The sequence below is a fragment of the Bradyrhizobium zhengyangense genome, from assembly GCF_022012555.1.
Lineage (GTDB): Bacteria > Pseudomonadota > Alphaproteobacteria > Rhizobiales > Xanthobacteraceae > Bradyrhizobium > Bradyrhizobium zhengyangense.
The window spans coordinates 1-20,489 of the sequence record NZ_JAKLTZ010000012.1 but is presented as its reverse complement, the minus strand read 5'-3'; the positions used below and the strand labels follow the sequence as shown (position 1 = coordinate 20,489).

The 20,489-nt window shown below is 63.0% G+C and carries 21 protein-coding genes; 5 read left to right on the top strand and 16 right to left on the bottom strand.

Going from position 1 to position 20,489, the window contains the following annotated elements; all coding sequences use genetic code 11:
* Positions 1-370: 370 nt before the first annotated feature.
* The 10 genes from L6639_RS32055 to L6639_RS32010 form a co-directional block, all read right to left on the bottom strand.
* A complete protein-coding gene (locus L6639_RS32055) occupies positions 371-1,354 on the bottom strand; it encodes a SphA family protein (RefSeq protein ID WP_237865787.1) in 984 nt (327 codons plus the stop codon).
* Positions 1,355-1,396: 42 nt separating this feature from the next.
* Entirely contained in the window at positions 1,397-2,338 is a 942-nt protein-coding gene (locus tag L6639_RS32050) for an HlyD family secretion protein (RefSeq protein ID WP_237865558.1), read from the bottom strand.
* The gene (locus tag L6639_RS32045) at positions 2,335-2,580 is read right to left on the bottom strand and encodes a DUF3302 domain-containing protein (protein ID WP_237865556.1); all 246 of its coding nucleotides are present in this window, start codon (positions 2,578-2,580) and stop codon (positions 2,335-2,337) included. Before L6639_RS32045 ends, L6639_RS32050 begins: the two co-directional genes overlap by 4 nt.
* Positions 2,577-3,974, bottom strand: a complete 1,398-nt coding sequence (locus L6639_RS32040) for a DUF1254 domain-containing protein (protein ID WP_237865554.1) — start codon at positions 3,972-3,974, stop codon at positions 2,577-2,579. Before L6639_RS32040 ends, L6639_RS32045 begins: the two co-directional genes overlap by 4 nt.
* 21 nt (positions 3,975-3,995) lie before the next feature.
* Positions 3,996-5,672 (bottom strand): arylsulfatase, encoded by a 1,677-nt coding sequence (locus L6639_RS32035; protein ID WP_237865552.1) that lies wholly within the window; start codon positions 5,670-5,672, stop codon positions 3,996-3,998.
* On the bottom strand, positions 5,669-6,646 hold the full coding sequence (locus L6639_RS32030; protein ID WP_237865550.1) for a formylglycine-generating enzyme family protein: 978 nt from the start codon (positions 6,644-6,646) through the stop codon (positions 5,669-5,671). Before L6639_RS32030 ends, L6639_RS32035 begins: the two co-directional genes overlap by 4 nt.
* 21 nt (positions 6,647-6,667) lie before the next feature.
* Positions 6,668-6,898 (bottom strand): hypothetical protein, encoded by a 231-nt coding sequence (locus tag L6639_RS32025; protein ID WP_237865548.1) that lies wholly within the window; start codon positions 6,896-6,898, stop codon positions 6,668-6,670.
* 405 nt (positions 6,899-7,303) lie between these two features.
* Positions 7,304-8,296: a helix-turn-helix domain-containing protein gene (locus tag L6639_RS32020; protein ID WP_237865546.1), complete on the bottom strand. Its 993-nt coding sequence runs from the start codon at positions 8,294-8,296 to the stop codon at positions 7,304-7,306.
* 636 nt (positions 8,297-8,932) lie between these two features.
* On the bottom strand, positions 8,933-9,298 hold the full coding sequence (gene dksA / locus L6639_RS32015; RefSeq protein ID WP_008554760.1) for an RNA polymerase-binding protein DksA: 366 nt from the start codon (positions 9,296-9,298) through the stop codon (positions 8,933-8,935).
* A gap of 216 nt (positions 9,299-9,514) precedes the next feature.
* Entirely contained in the window at positions 9,515-10,126 is a 612-nt protein-coding gene (locus L6639_RS32010) for an NAD(P)-dependent oxidoreductase (protein WP_237865538.1), read from the bottom strand.
* Positions 10,127-10,272: 146 nt separating this feature from the next.
* Between L6639_RS32010 and L6639_RS32005 the strand changes: the two genes are divergently transcribed.
* On the top strand, positions 10,273-10,677 hold the full coding sequence (locus tag L6639_RS32005; RefSeq protein ID WP_237865536.1) for a winged helix-turn-helix transcriptional regulator: 405 nt from the start codon (positions 10,273-10,275) through the stop codon (positions 10,675-10,677).
* Positions 10,678-10,680: 3 nt separating this feature from the next.
* Here L6639_RS32005 and L6639_RS32000 read toward each other — a convergent pair whose 3' ends face one another.
* Positions 10,681-11,094, bottom strand: coding sequence for a flagellar assembly protein FliX (locus L6639_RS32000; protein ID WP_237865534.1), 414 nt, complete (start codon positions 11,092-11,094; stop codon positions 10,681-10,683).
* A 281-nt stretch (positions 11,095-11,375) separates the two neighbouring features.
* On the opposite strand from L6639_RS32000, the gene L6639_RS31995 reads away from it, so the two are divergent.
* From L6639_RS31995 to L6639_RS31980, 4 genes are all read left to right on the top strand, one after another.
* On the top strand, positions 11,376-12,500 hold the full coding sequence (locus L6639_RS31995; RefSeq protein WP_237865532.1) for a flagellar basal body P-ring protein FlgI: 1,125 nt from the start codon (positions 11,376-11,378) through the stop codon (positions 12,498-12,500).
* Positions 12,500-12,886 carry a flagellar assembly peptidoglycan hydrolase FlgJ gene (flgJ, locus tag L6639_RS31990; RefSeq protein ID WP_237865525.1) on the top strand — a complete coding sequence of 129 codons (387 nt, stop codon included), beginning with the start codon at positions 12,500-12,502 and terminating at the stop codon, positions 12,884-12,886. The genes L6639_RS31995 and flgJ overlap by 1 nt, the downstream gene beginning before the upstream one ends.
* An 11-nt stretch (positions 12,887-12,897) precedes the next feature.
* Entirely contained in the window at positions 12,898-13,395 is a 498-nt protein-coding gene (locus L6639_RS31985) for a hypothetical protein (RefSeq protein ID WP_237865523.1), read from the top strand.
* Positions 13,396-13,554: 159 nt separating this feature from the next.
* Complete coding sequence (locus L6639_RS31980) at positions 13,555-13,914, top strand: hypothetical protein (RefSeq protein ID WP_237865521.1); 360 nt, start codon at positions 13,555-13,557, stop codon at positions 13,912-13,914.
* Between the two features lie 10 nt (positions 13,915-13,924).
* Here the strand turns inward: L6639_RS31980 and L6639_RS31975 are convergent, their stop codons facing one another.
* The 5 genes from L6639_RS31975 to L6639_RS31955 form a co-directional block, all read right to left on the bottom strand.
* On the bottom strand, positions 13,925-14,293 hold the full coding sequence (locus tag L6639_RS31975) for a hypothetical protein (protein ID WP_237865519.1): 369 nt from the start codon (positions 14,291-14,293) through the stop codon (positions 13,925-13,927).
* A 12-nt stretch (positions 14,294-14,305) separates the two neighbouring features.
* Complete coding sequence (flaF, locus tag L6639_RS31970; protein ID WP_057747396.1) at positions 14,306-14,674, bottom strand: flagellar biosynthesis regulator FlaF; 369 nt, start codon at positions 14,672-14,674, stop codon at positions 14,306-14,308.
* Positions 14,675-14,967: 293 nt separating this feature from the next.
* A complete protein-coding gene (locus L6639_RS31965; protein ID WP_237865517.1) occupies positions 14,968-17,256 on the bottom strand; it encodes a DUF1522 domain-containing protein in 2,289 nt (762 codons plus the stop codon).
* A 218-nt stretch (positions 17,257-17,474) separates the two neighbouring features.
* On the bottom strand, positions 17,475-19,718 hold the full coding sequence (locus L6639_RS31960; protein ID WP_237865516.1) for a DUF1522 domain-containing protein: 2,244 nt from the start codon (positions 19,716-19,718) through the stop codon (positions 17,475-17,477).
* Between the two features lie 333 nt (positions 19,719-20,051).
* Positions 20,052-20,489 (bottom strand): flagellin (locus L6639_RS31955; protein WP_276575778.1); only part of this gene is annotated, 438 nt, incomplete at its 5' end.

Genomic DNA, 20,489 nt, shown 5'->3' with positions numbered 1-20,489 from the left:
GTCTCTCTATGCTTGCCAGCCCTCATCGTCCGCTCAATGCGGAACCGGCCGGCTCGGTCGGGACTCCGCGAGGCAAGCCGCGCGGCACGCAATGCCTCCGTGGCGGAGGCGCCTGCGCTCAGTCCAGGAAGAAGACCGAAGCGATATTGAGGGAGCAAATCATCATGGCGGCGCGAATCTACGCGCCAACCCGGCGGCGCTCAAGCGGCACCGTGAGTCCATATGCTGCCACATTAACAGGGGGTCGCCTAAACCATTGAAATTTCTTGATGCCGCTCCGATAGAACAAGACGGCGTTGACTTCAAGAATGGGGCGATCGGGCGCCTTTGACAATAGCACCGGGTCGCACCGTTCAACCCATTGAGATTCTTACTTGCGCAGCTTGGGCTTGTTCGCCGGCTCCGGCGGTGCCGCGGAAACCGCGAACGTCACCCAGGTGCTCCAGGTTGAAGCCCGGTTCTCCACCTCGATATCCTTGTAGCCTTTGATGTTGAGATATCCCTGGTAGCCATCCGACATCGGAATGATGAAGCCGACCTGAGGCCCAATCCCAATCGCGCGCCCCCGGAAGCCGCCGAGCTTGGCGCCGGGGCCACTGTCGTCGGTGAGCTGCTGGTAAAAATAGCCGGCAACGCCGATCTGGAAGTTCTTGCTCAGGAACTGTGAGGCCGCCCAGTCGACATGGAAGTCGATGCCGTTCTGATACTGCAAATACGGGTTCATCAGATTGTAGGTGACGCCTGCGACCGCCGAGAATTCGTGGCCGGTCTTGGGATCGAAATACGTGTAGCCTCCGCCGACGTCCCAAGCGACGAAGCCCAGATTGAGGTTGGCGAGGCGGTTCGGATCGTAGGTGCCGCTCGGGATGTTGCTGGTGATGTAGACCATCTCGCTGTGCACGCCCTGGTTCCACTTCAGGGAGCCCTGGTAGTAGACGTCCGACAGCGTCGTTCGGTTGTCCGTCACAGCCCCGGAGATGGCGTTACCGCGTGGCCCGGTCAGCGTGGCATCGACGCCAAGCCCGACATTGCCGGGGGCGGTGACGATCCCGAAGGATGCCTGGCCGCCGAGAACCGGCGTCGGGGAGACATAGGTGATTCCCAGCGCCAGGGCATCGCCATGCGCGTTCAAGCCCGCGACGACCGAGCCGCGCGCGCCGTTGCTGGTGACGAAGTTCTGCGAGGCACCGGCATTGGCTTGCAGATGCAGATAGATCGACGCGTAGGCCCAGCCCGGCACGGTCGGCGTCGCGGCGAGGCTGCCGAATATCCCGGGAAGCCAGAACCCGACGCCGCCCGCATCGGCAAAAGCGGGGGAGGGAATGGCGGCGACGGCCCAGCCGAGGGTCGCCATCAGCGCGCAACGTGCCCTTTTGCTCATGATGCTCTCCCCTGCTTAGAACGGATTGACGTAGTCGATGATCGAGATCTGCCGCAGCAGAACGCGGCGGAGCACGTGGCTGACCTTGACGTGGTCGGTGAAGATGGCCGCGGTTCCCGTGGCACCCGCAGGGAGCGCCTTCGCGAGTTCGGCGTCGTCGAGCGCCACCCGCACGACGAACGGGACGGTTTCGATGCCCTTGGGCGCGACCGCGGCGCCCGAGACCAGGGTCTGTCCCGTGGCGACGGCCTGCAACACGCTCTCGACTTTTCCTGAGAGCACGCGCCCCGGAACGTATTTGAACGCGATCTCCACTGCGTCGCCCGGTGCGACGTAGCGGGCATTGATCTGGTCGATCTCGACCGCGACCTGGGTGGCGGACGTATCGATGAAGGCCATCACGGGCGCGGCTGAAAGATTTCCGACGCGGGCGCCCTTGCGCAGCGCAACGTTGGTGACGTAGCCGTCGGCCGGCGCGCGCACCACGGTCTTGTCGAGATTCCACTGGGCGGATTGAAGCTGGGCCTTGAGCTGGTCGACTTCGGATTGCCGCTGCTCGACGTCGAAGCCGCGGCCCGCGTCCCGTTCGTACAGCGACGTCATCTGGGTCAGGCGCGTGCTCGACAGCTTGAGCTGTGCCTCGATCGCCTTCACCTGGGCGTCGTAGGGCGTCGGGTCGATCTTGAAGAGGACATCGCCCTGCTTCAGGGACGCGTTCGGCCGAACCGGAACGTCCATGACCTCGCCGGCGACGTCCGGAACGATCGAGACGGCATTGCGGTAGACCAGGGCCTTGCCTTGCGGAGCACCCCATCCCATCGGGATGAACAGGCCGACGTTCAGAAGAAGCAGCACGACAAGCGGCGAGGCCTTCCAGAACGCGTTGAACCGGATCGCGCCAAGCCAGACCAGCGTGAACAGCAGCGCCAGATAGAGCGCCATGAGGGCGATCATCATGACCTTGGCTCCACTGTCCGCTTCGCCGGGACGTCGACATAGGCCCAGATCATCGCGACCGGCCACAGCACGAAACCGAAGATCAGTGTGATCCAGCCGGCGACCGCCACCGCTTCGGCCCATGGATGGCCGCGGCGACGCGCGACATGCCCAGGAGTGGATCCCATTAGCCAGAAGACGAGCACGATCACGGCAAGCACGATGATCAGCACGACCCAGGCGAAGAGATCGAGACCGCTCATTGCGCCGCGATCCTCTCGATGTCCGGCAACCGCCATGTCTTGTCGAAGAGGGCCTTCTGCGGACCGTAGAAACGGAAGATGATCTCCCATCCTCCACCGGCCTTGGTCGGAACCCAGTTGGACTCCTTGCCGTCTGGAGCCTTCGGGCCGAAGAAGATGTCGGCCGAGCCGTCGGGATTGGTCTGCAGACCTGGCGTATTCGACCCCCGGCTCGACCACTTCGTGTCCTTGACGAGTCCATGCGTCTCGCGATCGTAGACCGTGCCCGACCAGTAGAGAGAGACCGGGGCGTTGGCCGGCACCGTCAGCCGATAGGTGCTTCCCCCGTCGAGCGCCTTGCCCTCCTTGTCCCGGATCGTGACGAGATAGAATTGGCCGGTGCCGAGGTGCTTCACGCTGGAGAATGCGAACGAGTAGAACGCGCCGCGGTCGTCGACCGGGTAGACGTTTGGCTTGGTGAAGAGATTCGCCAGCCCTTCGGTGACGTCGTGCGCGACCGGCAGCGCCCATTGGCCGCCTTCATAGAAGGGCGGCTTGAAGAGGCCTTCGTACCTGAGATCGAGCCACAAGCGGGCGTCTCGGGCCGCCTCCTCGAGCATCTTTTGCGCTTGAAGATTAGGATCGAACGGTTTGCCCTTCTCGATGCCGATTGCCTTGACCTGATCGATCATCGCCTTGTCGCGTTCGAGCCAGGTTTCCCGCTGGATGAAGCGATCGAGCGACTGGAAAAAGCGGATGTCGTAGGGGATCGTGCTGTCATACGTGGCGTCGACGACGTCGATGAAGGTCGTTGATGGCGGCGCCGCCGCCTGGGATAACGGGTAGAGTTTGATCTGCTTGGCGTAGGCGACCGCTTTGGCGACGTCGACGTCGCTGCCGCTGCCGACGTTCGAGCGCAGCAGCGCGTAGCCCATGTTGGTGTCGGACGCGAGGGGAATGTAGCCGTCAGGAGTTCTCTCGGCGTAGCCCGGCGGAAGGATGAGATACTTTCCGCCCTTGCCCTTGTCTGCGCCCGCCGGTCCCACGTCGTCGAGGGCGGCTTGCCAGGCATCCATGATCGTGCCGGTGATCTCGCCTCCGCGCGCCGGCGGGATTTCGAGCACCATCGGGCCGTTGCTCTTCGTGTCGATGAACGGCATCAGGTAGATCGTGCTGGGATTGGGCGTGAGCGTCTGGTTCTTCCAATCCGGAATTCGCGACCAGAACACGATCTGATTTTCCCTGGCTCCGGCCTTCAGCGCCGCCTGCAACATCAGGTCGAAGTTGACGGCCGGCATGCCCCAGATGACGGCCTCGACGGCGCGGCTGCGCACGCGGCTGTCATCTGTAGCCTGCGCGAAGGCGGCGCCCGAAATGCAAACCAGTGCGAACGCGGCGAGCAGTCCTTTTTTCACCGGAGCCTCCCTCATTCAGCGCTAATGCGCCGGCTCTAAATTCTTCTGCATCTTCTCGACCAACTGATCGATGCTGAAGCTCGAGGGCCGCTGGCTCGGCGGGTAATCCTTGAAGGTCGCGAGAAATGGCCCGACGATCGATTGCGAGGCCAGGAACGGCGCCGGGTTCGACATGAACCAGTCGTAGTAGGAATTCGAAGTGATATCGGCCCGTTCGAACGGGTCGGACCGTAAGTCAAACATTTTGGGAACCCGGAGTTTGGTGAACGGCTCGGCCCAGATTCGCATGGTGCCAGTCGCGCGCTGCTCGTCGAACACGATCTTCCAGTTTTCGTAACGCATGGCGACGAGATCGCCGTCGTCATCGAAGTAGACGAACTCCTTGCGCGCGCCGTTCGGTTGCTGACCCGTGAGGTATGGCAGTTGATTGTAGCCATCGAGGTGGACCTTGAAGGTCTTGCCCGCTACGTCATAGCCGTTGAGCAGCTTGCTTTTGATGTCTGGCTCGCCCGCCGCGGCAAGCAGCGTGGGCATCCAGTCGAGGCCGCTGACGATGTCGTTCGACACGGAGCCCGGCTGAATGTGGCCCGGCCAGCGGATCATGCAGGGCACGCGGAACGCGCCCTCCCAATTGGTGTTTTTCTCGCTGCGGAACGGCGTCGTTCCGGCATCCGGCCAGGAATTCTGATGCGGGCCGTTGTCCGTCGTGTAGAGCACGATGGTGTCGTTCGCGATGCCGAGATCGTCGAGTGCTTTGAGGATATTCCCGACGACCGCATCGTGCTCGATCATGCCGTCGGCGTATTCGGTCCTCGAGGTCAGGCCGGGCTGGTCACGATGCGAGTCCCGCACATGTGTGCGGAAGTGCATGCGGGTCGAGTTGAACCAGCAGAAGAAGGGCGTGTTCGCCCGTGTCTGCCGTTGCATGAAGTCGATCGCGGCCGCCGAGGTTTCGTCGTCGACCGTTTCCATGCGCTTCCTGGTGAGAGGCCCGGTATCCTCGATCGTCTGCTTGCCGACCCGTCCCCAGCGCGGCTGCTCGGTCTGATCGTCCCGGTCCGAGGCCTTGCAGCGCAGGACGCCCCGTGGGCCGAGCGTTGCAAGAAACCGCGGATCGCGCGGGTAAGTGCGGGATTCCGGATCCTCTTCGGCATTCAGATGGTAGAGGTTGCCGAAGAACTCGTCGAAGCCGTGCACAGTCGGAAGGTACTCGTTGCGGTCTCCGAGGTGGTTCTTGCCGAATTGGCCCGTGGCATAGCCGAGCGGCTTCAGCACTTCGGCGATGGTGACGTCGCGTGCCTGCAGTCCGACCGTCGCGCCCGGCATGCCGACTTTCGATAGCCCGGTGCGAAGAGTGCATTGTCCCGTGATGAAGCTCGACCGTCCGGCCGTGCAACTCTGCTCGGCATAGTAGTCGGTGAACATCATGCCTTCGCGGGCGATCCGGTCGATGTTGGGCGTCCGGTAGCCCATCAGCCCGAAAGAATAGGCGCTGACGTTGCTCTGGCCGATGTCGTCGCCGAATATGACGAGGATGTTCGGCCTGCGGCCGGATGGACCTGCGGTCGCAGCGGGAGAACCTGGTGCGGCCTTCTGCGCCTGCGCGAACGCGTCGGTTGCAATCGACGCTGCGACGAGCGCCGTTCCGCTCAGAAGGATGCTGCGGCGATTGGGATTTGACTGCTTCTTTTCGCTCATCGTTCACTCCCCTTTCTAACGACGCATCGGAAACCGACGTGACTGGTTGAGGTATCGATAGGCTCCGCATGGCGCGCCGCAGGCCTGTAGCGACGGCAGTAATTGGGCGCGCAAAGATGCGAGCCTCCCTTCAAGACTTTCCTTGGGATCTTGATGTGAGGCTGGCAGGAATCGAAGCTGGCGCTCTCGGGACCTCCGCGCGGATTTTGCGGGGTGCAACAAGCCTTGTGCGCATCGGCATCATGCCGGGCCGACCACCAATCGGCAGTCCATTCCCAAACGTTGCCTATCATGTCGTGGACGCCGTATCCGTTGGGCGGGAAAGCCGTCACCGGCGAGGTGCGTTCGAAGCCGTCCTCGCAGCGGTTTTCCAGCGGGAAGATCCCCTGCCAGGTGTTGGCCATGTGCCGGCCGCCCGGATTGAATGCGTTGCCCCAGGCGAAATCTTCGCCGTCGAGTCCGCCGCGCGCGGCGAATTCCCACTCGGCTTCAGTCGGCAAATCCTTGCCGGCCCAATTCGCGTAGGCCAGCGCGTCGCTGTAGGACACATGGACGACCGGATGGTCGTCCAGATCCTTGATATTGCTCTTGGGACCGTAAGGGCGACGCCAGGTCGCGCCCTTCATGAAAGTCCACCACTGGCTCCAGTCGTTGAGATCGGTCACCAGCGATGGGGGCGAGAACACAAGCGAGCCCGCATAAATCATCTCCGGCCGGGCGCCGGGATAGTCCTTCGGATCCGGAACGATCTGCGCCGTGGTGACGTGGCCGGTCGCGTTGACGAACGCCTTGAACTGCCGGTTGGTTACCGGGGTGCGATCGATCCAGAAGCCGTCCACGACGGCCCTGTGGCTCGGAGCCTCTTCGGGATAGTGATGGTCGGACCCCATTCGGAACATGCCGCCGGGAATCCAGATCATGTCGTCGGTCGATGCCTCACCTTGACGATCATGATCGCTCTCTGCCTGCAACATGATGGCGCCCATCCGCTGCGGCTACTGGCAATAATCCCAGAAGCCCTGCGTGCGGGAGGGATCCGTGTAGTACCAGCACATGCCGGGCGCCGGCGCAGCACCGGCCCACGCCGCTGCGGTCGCAGCGGTAACGACGCCGATCGCGGCTCCTGCCGCAATCGCGCCACCGGCGGGCCACCGATACCAGCCGGGGCGCGCCCAACGGACACCGCCGCCATTATAGCCCGGCCGAACGACCGTCGTTCGTCGCACCGCCACGTTGCCGCGTGGCCCGACTACCGCCGTGCGGCCGCGGTATGCCGCTCCTCGGGGTCCGACGACGGCGCCGCCTCGGTGTACCACCGCACCGCCTCGCGGCCCGACGACTGCACGCCCTCCCCGTGCGGCGGCTCGTACCTCGATGGCAGCGGAACTTGTATCTGGCGCCTGGATGACCGTTGGCGGAGGCAGGGGAGCCGCCGCGACCTTATCCAGCGATGAAACGGTCAGTGAGATTGTGAAGAGTGAGATCGAGACTGAACGACGGACAGTGCCGCAAACAATGTCACGCATGCTTCCAATTCCCTCCGGGGTCGCCCCGGGCCGAAATAAGAATTCTGGTAAGCATAGTTACGCAAACTACGTGGGCGTAGCTTAAACTCGGACGCGATCGCGGCGTTATGCGAATCGTGCCAAATCGTCAGGGGAAGAGGACGTTTTTAGATCGGGCCGCTTCTTGCGAGCGTTGCGGTGAAGCGTCTCGCGAGGGTATTCGCCGAAGAGCGCCCGATACTGCTGCGCAAAGCGACCGAATTCGAGGAAGCCGAGCTCGGTCGCGACATCGAGGACGCCGGTCTCATCGGGACTTGCCTGTCGCAGGCGGAGATGGACCATGGACAGCCGCTTCGCCCTCAGAAATTCGATCGGTCCGATCCCGAGGGCCTCGTCGAAGGCGCGATACAGGGTTCGTCGCTTGAGCTTGAGCTTCTCGCAGATCTCGGAGACGTGGACGGCCCGATTACCGTATTTATGGAGGTATCTTTCGACGTCGTGGACGATCCTCGTCGACGACGCGACGGGCCGCTCCCTGCCGGCCCCCGGCTCCATCGCGACGGGACCGATGAAGGCGTCGAGGACCGAGCGCTTCCAATACTCCGCGGCCGCCCCTTGAGGGATGCCGCCATGTTGCAGCCGGCCCGCAAGCAGCGCCAATAACGCGCCGAGCGCGCCAGTACGGCGATCCGTGAAGCGAAAGTGTCGGCGTTTGGTCCAGAACTCCGGATCCGAGACATGCTCCTCGGCCACGAACAAGTCCAAAATCTCCGCGGGGTCGCACATCACGCCTGCGAACCGTGCAGCGCCTTCGTAGAGTCTATCATGCTCGGCTCCGGGTGGATGCATGAGGACGTCCCCCGGGACGACGGTGTCGCCCAGGCTACGGGATCCTCCAACGCAGGCCAGGAGGGTCCCGACGACGATCTTGTCCGGGCTGAATACGCCGGTGGCGCGTACGCTGAGGGAGAACTGCCCGCGACTGAAAGCGACGTCCTCGATCCGTCCATGCAGGAGCTCGCCAGAAAGCCTTCCCCGCCCGAGTTGAACGATTTCGATCTGGGAGTTGCCGATCGGGTTCTTCAGAGTTTCGATGCTGTTGAAGCGCTCGGAGCGCAACCGAACGTCGTCTTGCGTAGTCCAGGCCCGTCCCACCTCGCCTCTCCCTACCGATAGGTCGCGTCGTGTCGTGGCGAACCCGCGCACGGCGAGTTCGCTCGTCCTGAAGTCTCGAATTCTCCGTTCTGGAGGTGGGGGCAGCAGCCAAAGCCTGGCCCCTCGCCGAAGCGCTACGGTGCGGCGTCTGCCGGCGGCATGAGCATCTCCCTCGCAGGGGATTCCCCTGCGACACGTATTCGTTGTTCTCGCTGGCGGGGTAGACCTTAGGGGGATTAACCTGTGTTGGCAATAAGCCCGTTGGTCGCAGCATCGGCGGGGTTTGTGCGCAAAAGATGCGTTGACGGAACTGGTTTCGTCGGGCGCGGCGTCATCAAACCCGCTCGTCACCGTCTCTTCAGACGTCGGGTGTCCGCGTCCCGGGCAAATCCAAGTTCGGCAACGAATGCCGAAAAGCGAGTGTAGGAGACCTTCATCTTCTGGCGGCTCATGAACTCCGCGTATATTCTAACCACGCGCTGCCCGCCGGTTGCAAATGTGCCTTCGCACCAACCGACTCGTTCTTAAACCGCGATCGACCCGTTCTTTGGGTGGCGGCATAGTCCAAAAACAAAGAGCCGCATCTCTGCGGCTCGGATTCTATTCGTCGCGATAGACCTTCTCGCGTTTCTCGTGGCGCTCCTGCGCTTCCACCGAGAGCGTCGCGATGGGCCGGGCCTCGAGCCGTTTCAACGAGATTGGCTCGCCGGTATCCTCGCAATAGCCGTAGGTGTTGTCCTCGATGCGCTGGAGCGCGGCGTCGATCTTGGCGATCAACTTGCGCTGGCGGTCGCGGGCGCGGAGTTCGATGGCACGGTCGGTTTCGGACGATGCCCGATCAGCGAGATCGGGGTGGTTCACGTTCTCCTCCTGCAGGGCTTGCAGGGTGAGCTTGGACTCTTTGAGGATCTCATCCTTCCAGGCGAGGAGCTTCAAACGGAAGTACTCCTTCTGCCGGTCGTTCATGAAAGGCTCTTTTTCGGTCGGTCGGTAGTTTTTCAACTTTTCCAAGGGCGGCCTATCTTTTTAAGCAACGACTCGCGAACGGAACGGGGTCCGTTGAGCCGGGGCTTATATAGCTACCCCTTGTGACAGACAATATTTCCTTAATGGCGCAGTTACCGCCCCCAAGCCCTTGCACAGGAAGGTTTATCCGGGAGAAGCCCGGGGGCGGCCAAAAGCCTAGTAGCCGACCGTAAAACGCTGCCTCTGATGGGCGGGTTTCTCGATCTCATCGGCGAGCGCGATGGCGTAGTCGGCGAAGCTGATCCAGCTCTTGCCGTTCGCATCTGCGAGAAGCCGGTCGGTGCCGAGTCGGAACTTGCCCGTCCGCGCCTCCTCGACGAACAGCGCCGATGGCGAGATGAAGGTCCAGTTCAGCTCCTTTTCCTGACGCAGCAGGTCGAGGAACGCGGATCCCGCCTCCGCCTCGGCCTTGTATTGGGCGGGAAACCCGGGGGTTGTGACCAATTTTACGCCGGGAGCGACCTCAAGGCTGCCGGCGCCACCGACAACCAGATAACGCCCGACGCCGGACGTCTTGGCTGCGCCGATCAGCTTGTGCGGGTCGCTCGCCAGGAAGTGCACGGAACTCACCGCAACGTCGTGCCCGGCCCAGAGCTTCGTCAGAGCGGCCCGGTCGAGCACGTCGCCCTTGGTCGGCGTGACGTTCGGCAGCGCCGCAATCTTTTCCGGGTTCCGGGCAATGGCGGTGACCGCGTGACCGCGACGGGACAGTTCCTTGGTGATCTCCGACCCGGCCCGGCCCGAGGCGCCGGCGACTGCGATTTTCATGGAAGGCTCCTTTGCTGCTATAGTAACTAACAGTAACTAGATATCGCAAAGAATGCTGGTGTTAAGAGCGCACTTTGTGCTTACCTGATTACGCACGAGTAACCAGCAACAACGGATGCCGAGCCAGGCAAGCGCGAGAGCCCGAGATGAAACCCAATGTCTATGCCTCCGAATGTCCGACGCGCCAAATCCTCGATCGGGTCGGCGACAAATGGGCCGTGCTGATCCTGCTGTTGCTGCGCGAGGAGCCGATGCGCTTCAATCAGTTACGTCGTACGATTGAAGGGATCTCGCAGAAGATGCTGAGCCAGGTTCTCAAGTCGCTCGAACGCGACGGCCTGCTCAAGCGGCGCGCTATCGCGACCGTGCCGGTGACTGTTGAATATTCGATCACGCAGCTCGGCGTGACGCTCGCCACCGCGGTCGATCCGCTGCGCGATTGGGCCGAAGAGAATCTGAAAGACGTGCTCGCCGCCCAGCGCCGCTACGACACGCAGCAAAAGGAGGAAGCGGCGTCGAGCCGTTCCCCGAACGCTCAGCTAGTTGAATAATGATCAGCCCTGCCCGGCCTTCGCCAGCTCGACCTCGACGCGCAGCTCGATCTCGGACAGGACGGAATCCAGGCCAGGATCGCCAGAGGACGACTTCAGGTTTGCCGCCGCATCACGCAGCCGCATCACGGTCGACTTATCGAGATTGCCCGACAACAGTCCCATCTTGAGATTGTCGAGCACGTCGAGCGCGGTCTTGCCGCGGGCAACCGAACGCTTCCGGCGTTCGACCGGATCTTCCTCGATACCTTGGAGTGCAAGCAGCCCGTCGATGTTGGCGGTGGCCTTCGGCGCAGCCGCGCTGCGCGTCTCCTGCGCCGACGAGGTATCCGGCAGCACGAAGGTGCCGGAGCTCGTCCGCCTGGCCTGGCTGGCCGGCGTCCCTAGCGTGGTGCCATTCGGTCCGTAGATGCGCATCGAAGCAATCCGGGTGATCGATGCGCCACATTCGCCGCATTATGGTTAACGACGCGTAAACGGCCCGGCAAAATCTGCCGGCACACGGCAGTTTCGCTCCTCAGCGACAACGGGCGCTGACATCGGAGGAAACAAATTTACTCAACCTATTCAATCGCCTAACCCCTCCGCTCTGCGTTGGCACAGCACTCGCAAGGACAGCGTCGGACCAGCTCGACATGGGAGTGTCGCAGACGGTCCGAGATGTGAGGAGGCTTCTCGGGAGCCTTGGGGAGCAGAGGATGCCAGGCGTTCGTTGGGTGAGGATTTTTGGGGTGGCCTGTGCCGCGCTGTCGGCGCTGGCGCTTTCGGTCGCGTCCGCGAACGCGACCTCACGCATCAAGGATCTCGCCAATATCGAAGGCGTGCGGCAGAACCAGTTGATCGGCTACGGCCTCGTCGTCGGCCTCAACGGCACCGGCGATACCCTCAACAACATCCCCTTCACCAAGCAGTCGCTGCAAGCGATGCTGGAACGCATGGGCGTCAACATCCGCGGCGCCACGATCCGTACCGGCAACGTCGCCGCCGTGATGGTGACCGGCAACCTGCCGGCCTTCGCCACGCAAGGCACGCGCATGGACGTCACCGTCTCCGCCCTTGGCGATGCCAAGGATCTGCGCGGCGGTACCCTGCTCGTCACCCCCCTGCTCGGCGCCGACGGCAACGTCTACGCGGTCGCGCAGGGCTCGCTCGCGATCTCCGGCTTCCAGGCCGAAGGCGAAGCGGCCAAGATCGTGCGCGGCGTGCCGACCGTGGGCCGCATCGCCAACGGCGCCATCATCGAACGCGAGATCGAGTTTGCGCTCAATCGTCTGCCGAACGTACGGCTCGCGCTGCGCAACGCCGACTTCACCACCGCCAAACGCATTGCGGCCGCGATCAACGACTATCTCGGCGTCAAGAGCGCCGAGCCGATCGATCCCTCGACTGTGCAGCTGACGATCCCGCCGGAGTTCAAGGGCAATGTGGTCGCCTTCCTGACCGAGATCGAGCAGCTTCAGGTCGATCCGGACCTCGCCGCCAAGATCGTCATCGACGAGCGCTCCGGCATCATCGTGATGGGCCGCGACGTTCGCGTCGCCACCGTCGCGGTCGCGCAAGGCAATCTCACGGTCACGATCTCCGAGAGTCCGCAAGTGAGCCAGCCCAACCCGCTGTCGCGGGGCCGGACCGTGGTCACGCCACGCTCCAGCGTCGGCGTCACCGAGGACGGCAAGAAGTTCGCCGTCGTCAAGGACGGCGTCTCGCTGCAACAGCTCGTCGACGGACTCAACGGCCTCGGCATCGGCCCGCGCGACCTCATCAGCATCCTGCAGGCGATCAAGGCCGCCGGCGCAATTGAAGCCGACATCGAGGTGATGTGATGCAGACCGGCATGATCAACTCTGCGCATCTCGCCACCGCCACCCTATCCCCGAACCCAGCCTTCTCGGTGGAAAGCCGTAACGGCCGGCCCGACTTCGAGCTTGCCGCAGCGCTTCAGAAGGTCTCGCCGCAGCAGCAGGCCAAGGCGCAGAAGACCGCCACCGATTTCGAAGGCATGTTCCTCAACAGCATGTTCGCGCAGATGACCTCGGGCCTGAAGGGCGAAGGTCCGTTCGGCGACACGCCGGGTACCGGCGTGTGGCGCTCGATGCTGACCGAGCAATATTCCAAGAACTTCGCCAGCGCCGGTGGCGTCGGCGTCGCCCGCGACGTCTACCGTACCCTGATCATGCAGCAGGCCAAAACCACTCTTCGTACGGCATAAGGTCAAACGAGATGAACCACTTCAACGCGTCACGTCAGCCGATGCCCGCGCAGCGCCCGAGCAACACGCCAGGCAGCGCCGAGGCGCGCAAGCTCGCCGAAGATCTGATGGATGCGATGAACGCCCTGCTCGGCCTGATCGAGCGCGAGACCGAACTGGTCCGCGCCGGCAAGGTCCGCGAGGCCATGATGATGGAAGGCAAGAAGCAGGAGCTGTCGCGGCGCTATGTCGTCGCCGTCGGCCAGCTGAAGGCGAACCAGGACAAGCTTGCAAAATCGGCGCCCGAGCTGCTGTCGACCCTGCACCGGCATCACGACGCCTTCCGCGCCATGCTCCAGGTCAACCTCACCGTGCTCGCGACCGCGCATGCGGTCTCGGAAAGCGTCGTGCGCGGCGTCAACACCGAGATCCAGAAGCGCAACGTGCCGAACACCTATACCGCGGCGGGCCGCCGTGCCACGCCAGGCCCGCGTCACATCACGCCGCTCGCGGTTAGCCGCACGCTCTAGGCACACACCAAAACCACTTCAAATTTTACGAAAAACCGCGCGGCAAAAGCGTCGCGCGGTTAGGCACGTTTCCTTACCGGGTATTCAATCCTGTTGTTCCATGGTTGCGTATTGAGAGGGGTTGGGATTTGACTCACGCGAGGCAACCAGGAGGCTGCCATGAGTACAGATTTCAGCATCAGGCCGGTGGGGATCCCGGCCCCCGTACAGATCGTCGCGACGTCGAATTCGGCGGCGAACGATGCCGTGCAAACCGATTTGCCGGTGCGCCAGACGGTCGCCGCAAGCGATACGAGCGCGCCTGCGAGTAATGATCTGCAGAGCAACGCGAACATCTCGCGCCAGGTCGTGTTCGACCAGGCGGCTGCATCCATGGTTTTCCAGGTCGTCAACGAAAAGACCGACGCAGTGGTCAATCAATTTCCCGACGAGGCGATCCTGCGCCGGCGAGCCTATTTCCACGCACTGGATTTGAAGTCGGAGCCCTCGCGTCCGCTCAACACGGACCTCAGCGCTTAGCGCCTGTCGATCAGCTGTCGAGCGTGGCCTGGGCGGTGTCGAGATAGCTCGAGCCTGTTGCAGGATCGGTGACGACGTTCTTGATCTGCGCCACGCCTGATTTCGTCAGCGTGAACTTCGTATTGCCGAAGCGGAACGAGGAATCCTTGATCAGCACCTGCTGGTATTGCGAGGTCCCGCCGCTCTGGTAGTGGATCTGCGCGCGGAACCCGTCGACCTGCGAGATATTGAGCGAGAATGTCTTGCCGTCAGAGTAGGTGCCGCTCCAGTTGCCCTGATAGAGCTGCGAATCGACCGGAACGTATTTGGACGAGCCCGAGGTGCTCGAAAGCGAGCTCGACTTATAGGCGGTCGACAGGATGCTCATGATGTCCGACATCATGGCTCTCCGTCACGGCCGGCCGGACAGACCGGCAGCGATGTTGCGGTTGATCTCGATCAGCGGACGGAAGTGATCGAACTGCGGGCTCATCTGCAGCGCCGCGGTCTGGCTCAACACGAACACGCTGATGTTGGCGATCTTCTGCCTGACGTCGAGCGGCTGCGGGTTGTTGTCGCGCATCGCCTCGCTGAGGAAAATGGTCCAGAGCTTGCGATTGAACAGCAGCGCCTGCGTAGTCTGCTCGCTGAACGGATCGGCGGCATTGACCGCGTCCTGGAGCTTGTTGGCGGCCTTCAACAGAGTCTGCGCCTCGATGTCGCGAGGAGATGCAGTGGTCGTTGCAACACGCGCGTAGGCCGAGGCAGCGGAATTCGACATCAATCACACCTTGGAAGCTTCCTAGCCCGTTGAACGGACTTAAGGATTTCTTTCCCAACCCTATGCAGTAGCGCTTAAGATTTGCTTACATGTGCGCCTGGAAGGACTCCGGATTATTACGGGTCGCGGCGTCCTTGTGAGCGCGAGGATAAATGCGCGAGACGCAAGCTGTAAACTTGCACTGCATCATGCGCATCGATCGCGGCTAATCTTGTCTTAGCGAACTCCCTCAAAAGAGCGGCGGAGCATTAGCCCCGCCGCGCCGTCTCAAGCTTCGTTCTTGCGTTCGCGGATTAGCGGAGCAGCTGCAGCACGCTCTGCTGCGACTGGTTGGCCAGCGACAGCGCGGAGACCGCGATCGACTGGCGGGTCGACAGCGCCTGGCTGTTGGCCGCTTCCTCATTGGTGTCGGCGAGCGTCAGGTTGGACGAGCCGGTCTGCAGCACGTTGATCAGGTTCTTCGAGAAGTCCTGGCGCACCTGCACGATCGACAGGTTCGAACCGAGCGACGACCCTTCCGAGCGCAGCGTGCTCGAGGCCGCGTTCAGGCTCTGCAGCACCTTGTTGGTCGCGCCGTTGTCGATGAAGTCGGTGCCGGGCACGAGATTGCTAAGGCCGAGACCCGCCGCGTTGAACACCACGCCGTTGATGCCGAGCGTGGAGCTGCCGGTCTCGTTGAACACCAGCTTCAGCGTGTCGCCATTCAAGAGGTTGACGCCGTTGAAGGATGAGTCCTGCGAGGTCGTGTCGATCTGCGCCAGGATGTTGTTGAACTGACTGACCAGGCTCGAACGCGCGGTCTGCGCCACGGGATCCTGCACCGGCGGCTGCGCAGTGGTGAAGGCGAGCACGCCGGTGAGCGTGCCGCCGACCGTGCCGCCCGCGGTGGACGAGCCGAGGGTCGAGGATGCGTATTCGTTGACGGTGGTCACCGTCAACACGCCGTTGGCATCGATCGTCGCCGTCAGGTGGTTCGCCTGAAGCTGGACGTTGAGCTGGTCGAGCGTCTTGACCGTACCGTTGGTGCCGTCGCCGAAGGTGACGTTGACAGGCGTGCCACCGTTGAAGGAGGTGAAGGTCAGGGTCTTGCCGCTGACGCCACCGACACCGGACTTGCGGTCCGCGCTGAACGCGGTCGCCGTTCCGGTGTTGCCGCTGAGACCGAAGGCGCTGAGCGCGTTGCCGGTGCCGGTGATCGAGAGGTCGGCGTTGATGCCGGTCGAGATCGAGAGCTGGCCGCTGGAGTTCACCGACGACGGGATCTGCCCCGACGTGGTGCTGATCGTCGCTGCGCCGTTGAAGAGGCTGGCGGTCTTCACGCCGGTCGCAAGGTCGATCGAGTTGAGCAGGTCGGTCAGGTTCGCGCTCTGCAGATAGACCGTCGAGTTGCCGTTGCCGTCGGTGACGACGTTGCCGTTGACCCCGTAGCCGGTGGGCACGCTCGCTGCCGATTGCGGCGTCTGCGCGTTCTTGAAGGTGATGGTGTGGCCGTCGACGTTCAGCGTCGAGCCGTCCTGGACCAGCGTGCCGAGCGAGCCCGCGGTCGTCGACCGGCTTGCGCTCACGCTGGCATTGCCCGCGCCGGTCGCGGCCGTCAGGCCGAGGGCGTGGAGGAAGTCGGCGTTGCCCGTCACGCTCAGGTCAGCGCCGGTTGAGCTCTTCAGCGTGACCACGCCGGCGGTGATGGAGGACGGCGTCTGCAGCGTACCGACAGTCGCGCCGCTGGTCGCGATCGTGGCCGCGCCGGCGCTGATCGTAGCCGTCTTGACGCCGCTGGCAAGGTCGATCGCGCTGAGGACGTCGTTGACGGTTGCCTTGGGTGCGGCCGCGGTTCCCTCATAGACGATCGAGTTGCCGTTGCCGTCGGTGGCGATGCTTCCGCTGGCATTGAGGCCCCAGCCGGTCGGCTGCGTCGCTGGCGCGGGACCGGTGCGGAACGTGACGGTCTTGCCGTTCACGGTGATGGTGTCGCCGTCTGTGGGGGGCGTGCTGAACGTGGTGGACGTGGTGGTGCCGAGCAGCGTGTCGGTACCGATGAGCGCGGTGCTGTTGTCGGCGGCATTCACCGCAGTACCGGTCGTCAACGTGCCGGCGGTCGATCCCAGCGAGGCGCCGAGCGCGGCGGCCGCCGTCACCGGCGTGACGCCGCCGGCCGCGCCCGTATAGAGCACATTGCTGTTGGCGGTCGCGCTCGCATACGAGGTCGTGCCGCGCAGGTCCGCCGGCGTCGCGCCCGGGATCGTGGTCGAGACGTTGGACTTGGTGGAGTAGCCGACCGTGGTCTGGAGCGCCTGGTTGGCGATCGATTTCGCGGAGTCGATCAGCTTCTGCAGCGAGGTGATGCCGGTATTCGCCGCCTGGAGCACCTGCACACCGTTGTTGATACCGTCCAGGAGGTTGCTGATGTCGCTCGCCCGGTTGTCCAACCCCTGCGCCGTGAAGAAGTTGGTGGGATTGTCGAGCGCCGTGTTGACCTTCTTGCCGGTCGACAGCCGTTCCTGCGTCGTGGCCAGCAAGTCGGCCGTCGACTGCAGCGACAACAGGTTCTGGCGAACTGACGCCGAGAGAACGATGTTGGACATTGGCAGGTCTTCCTCTTGAACCGGATACGAATCGGCCGCGCGGGTCTGGAAGCGGGCTTTTGTCCAGTTTTAGGACCTGTCCTTTAAAGTATGGTTAACGCCGGTTTAAGGGATAGGGTTAATGGCTGGTGTACGCCCTGCCCTAACTCGGAACGCAAAAAAGAGCAGCGGGGCAAAAGCCCCGCCGCCGGATTTTATTGAGTAATTTCAGCTTCTTATTAGCGAAGCAGCTGGAGCACGCTCTGCTGCGAGGTGTTGGCCAGCGACAGCGCGGAGACCGCGATCGACTGGCGGGTGGACAGCGCCTGGCTGTTCGCCGCTTCGACGTTGGTGTCAGCGAGCGTCAGATTCGACGAGCCGGTCTGCAGCACGTTGATCAGGTTCTTGTTGAAGTCCTGGCGGATCTGCACGACCGAGAGGTTCGAACCGAGAGCCGAGGCTTCCGAACGCAGCGTGCTCGAGGCCGAGTTCAGATTGGTCAGCACCCGGTTGGTCGCGGCGTTGTCGATGAAGTCGACACCGACAGACAGCGCGGCAAGGCCCAGACCCTTGGAGTTGTAGGTCACGCCGGTGATGTTCAGGCTTGACTTGCCGGTCTCGTCGAACACCAGCTTGAGCTGGTCGCCATTCAGCAGGTTGACACCGTTGAACGAAGAGTCGACCGAGGTCGTGTCGATCTGATTCAGGATGTTGTTGTACTGCGACACCAGATTGGCGCGGGCCGACTGCGCCACCACGTCCTGGACCGGTGTGGAGGCGGTCGTGAACGTCAGAGCGGACGTCAGCGTGCCGCCGATCGCACCACCGGCCGCGGTCGAGCCAATCGTCGAAGACGCGTAGTCGTTTGAGGCGGTGATGGTTAGCTGACCGTTGGCGTCGATCGTTGCGGCTAGGTTGTTGGCCTGAAGCTGCGAATTGAGCTGGTCGAGTGTCTTGACCGTACCGTTGGTACCGTCGCCGAAGGTGACGTTGACCGCCGTGCCGCCGTTGAAGGAGGTGAAGGTCAGGGTCTTGCCGGCGATGCCACCGACACCAGAGGTGCGCGCAGCGGTGAAGGCCGAGGCCGTGCCGGTATTGCCGGCGAGACCGAACACCGACAGCGCATTGCCGGTACCGGTGATCGACAGATCGGCATTGACTCCGGTCGAAATCTTGAGCTGGCCGGAGGTGTTGATCGACGAGGCTGTCTGGCCCGAGGCGGTCGCGAGCGTGCCGCTGCCGCTGCCGTTGAGCGTGAAGGTCTGCACGCCCGTGGCGAAGTCGATAGCCTTCAGAACGTCGGAGATCGTGCCGTTCTGCAGATAGACCGTCGAGTTGCCGTTACCGTCGGTGACGACGTTGCCCGACACACCCTGAGTCGCGCCGAGTGAAGCCGCAGAAGGCGTCGGTGCATCCTTGAAGGTGATGACATGTCCGTCGACGTTCAGCGTCGAACCCGACGAAACAAGCGACGACACGGTCGTCGAGCTCGTGGTGCGCGCAGCAGTTGCCGTGACATTGCCGGCGCCGGTCGCACTGGTGAGACCGAGGGCCTTCAGGATGTCGGCCTTGCCGGTCACGCTCAGGTCGGAACCGGTGGTACTTTGCAGCTTCAGCGCGCCGCCGCCCGTGACGGTAGAGGCGGTCTGCCCGGCGTTGAGCGTGAGGGTGCCGGCAACGTTGCTCTGCGTTCCGCTGGCAAGGTCGACTGCAGTCAGCACGTCGCCGATCGAGGCCTTCGTGGTCGAACCGAGATAAACGGTGACATTGCCGCTCGTGTCGGTGAAGACGTTGCCCGTAGTCACGCCTGCCGATGCCGCAACCTGGGTCAGGCCGGTCGGAATCGTGGTCGGAACGTCACCCGCAGCAAACGTGACGGTCTTGCCGCTGACGGTGAGCGTGTCGCCGGCCGCAACGCCGGCGTTCGCGTCGCCCGCAGCCGCGCCGTTCAGGAGCTTGGCCGCAGTCGTCGCAGCGTTGATGACGGTTCCCGTGTCGGATCCCGAAATGCCGCCCAGCGTGGCGCCAGACGTAGCGGCGGTCACACCACCCGCAGCACCGCTGTACAGCACGTTGCTGTTGGCGACTGCGCTGGCGAAGCTCGTGGTGCCGCGCAGGTCGGCCGCCGTCGCGCCGGCGATCGTGGTCGAAACGCTGGACTTCGAAGAATAGCCGACAGTGGTCTGCAGCGCCTGGTTGGCGATCGACTTTGCGCTGTCGATCAGCTTCTGCAGCGAGGTCAGGCCGGTGTTGGCAGCCTGCAGCACCTGCACGCCGTTGGCGATGCCATCGAGCAGGTTGTTGATGTCACTGGCGCGATTGTCGAGCGATTGTGCGGTGAAGAAGTTGGTGGGATTGTCCAGGGCCGAGTTGACGCTCTTACCGGTCGACAGACGGTTCTGTGTGGTGGCGAGAAGATCGGCGGTGGACTGGAGAGACAGCAGGTTCTGACGAACCGACGCAGAGAGAACAATACCGGACATGACTCTTACCCTTCTGGTTTACGCGTCTTCGTTCGATCGCTTCTGGATCGAGTGACCGGCACAGGGTGCGATGACATGGCTAACAAAGGGTGAAACGAACCTCACTCTCATAAGCGCCCGTTCACCATAAACCGTCGGGGCGCGCTAGCCGGTCTCGCAATCAATCTGAAATCGTTGGCGATTTTGCTCGCTTACTCTCCATTAACCATAACCGCTGGTTACTTTATCGATCGCTCCCCGCCTTCTCGAATGCTGTTCGCCGAACAATGGTGAACAAAAAAGCGGCGGAGCCGAAGCCCCGCCGCCGGATCTTGCTTGCGATGCGAGCTGCTATTAGCGGAGCAGCTGGAGCACGCTCTGCTGCGACTGGTTGGCCAGCGACAGCGCGGAGACCGCGATCGACTGCCGGGTCGACAGTGCCTGGCTGTTCGCCGCTTCGACGTTGGTGTCGGCCAGCGTCAGGTTGGACGAACCGGTCTGCAGCACGTTGATCAGGTTCTTGTTGAAGTCCTGACGAACCTGCACGATCGTCAGGTTCGAACCGAGCGCCGAGGCTTCCGAGCGTAGCGTGCTCGAAGCCGTGTTCAGGTTGGTCAGCACCTTGTTGGTCGCGGCGTTGTCGATGAAGTCGACACCGCTGGTCAACGCGGCGAGGCCCAGGCCCTTGGAGTTGTAGGTCACGCCAGTGATGCTCAGGCTCGACTTGCCGGTTTCGTCGAACACCAGCTTGAGCTGGTCGCCGTTCAGCAGGTTGACGCCGTTGAACGAGGA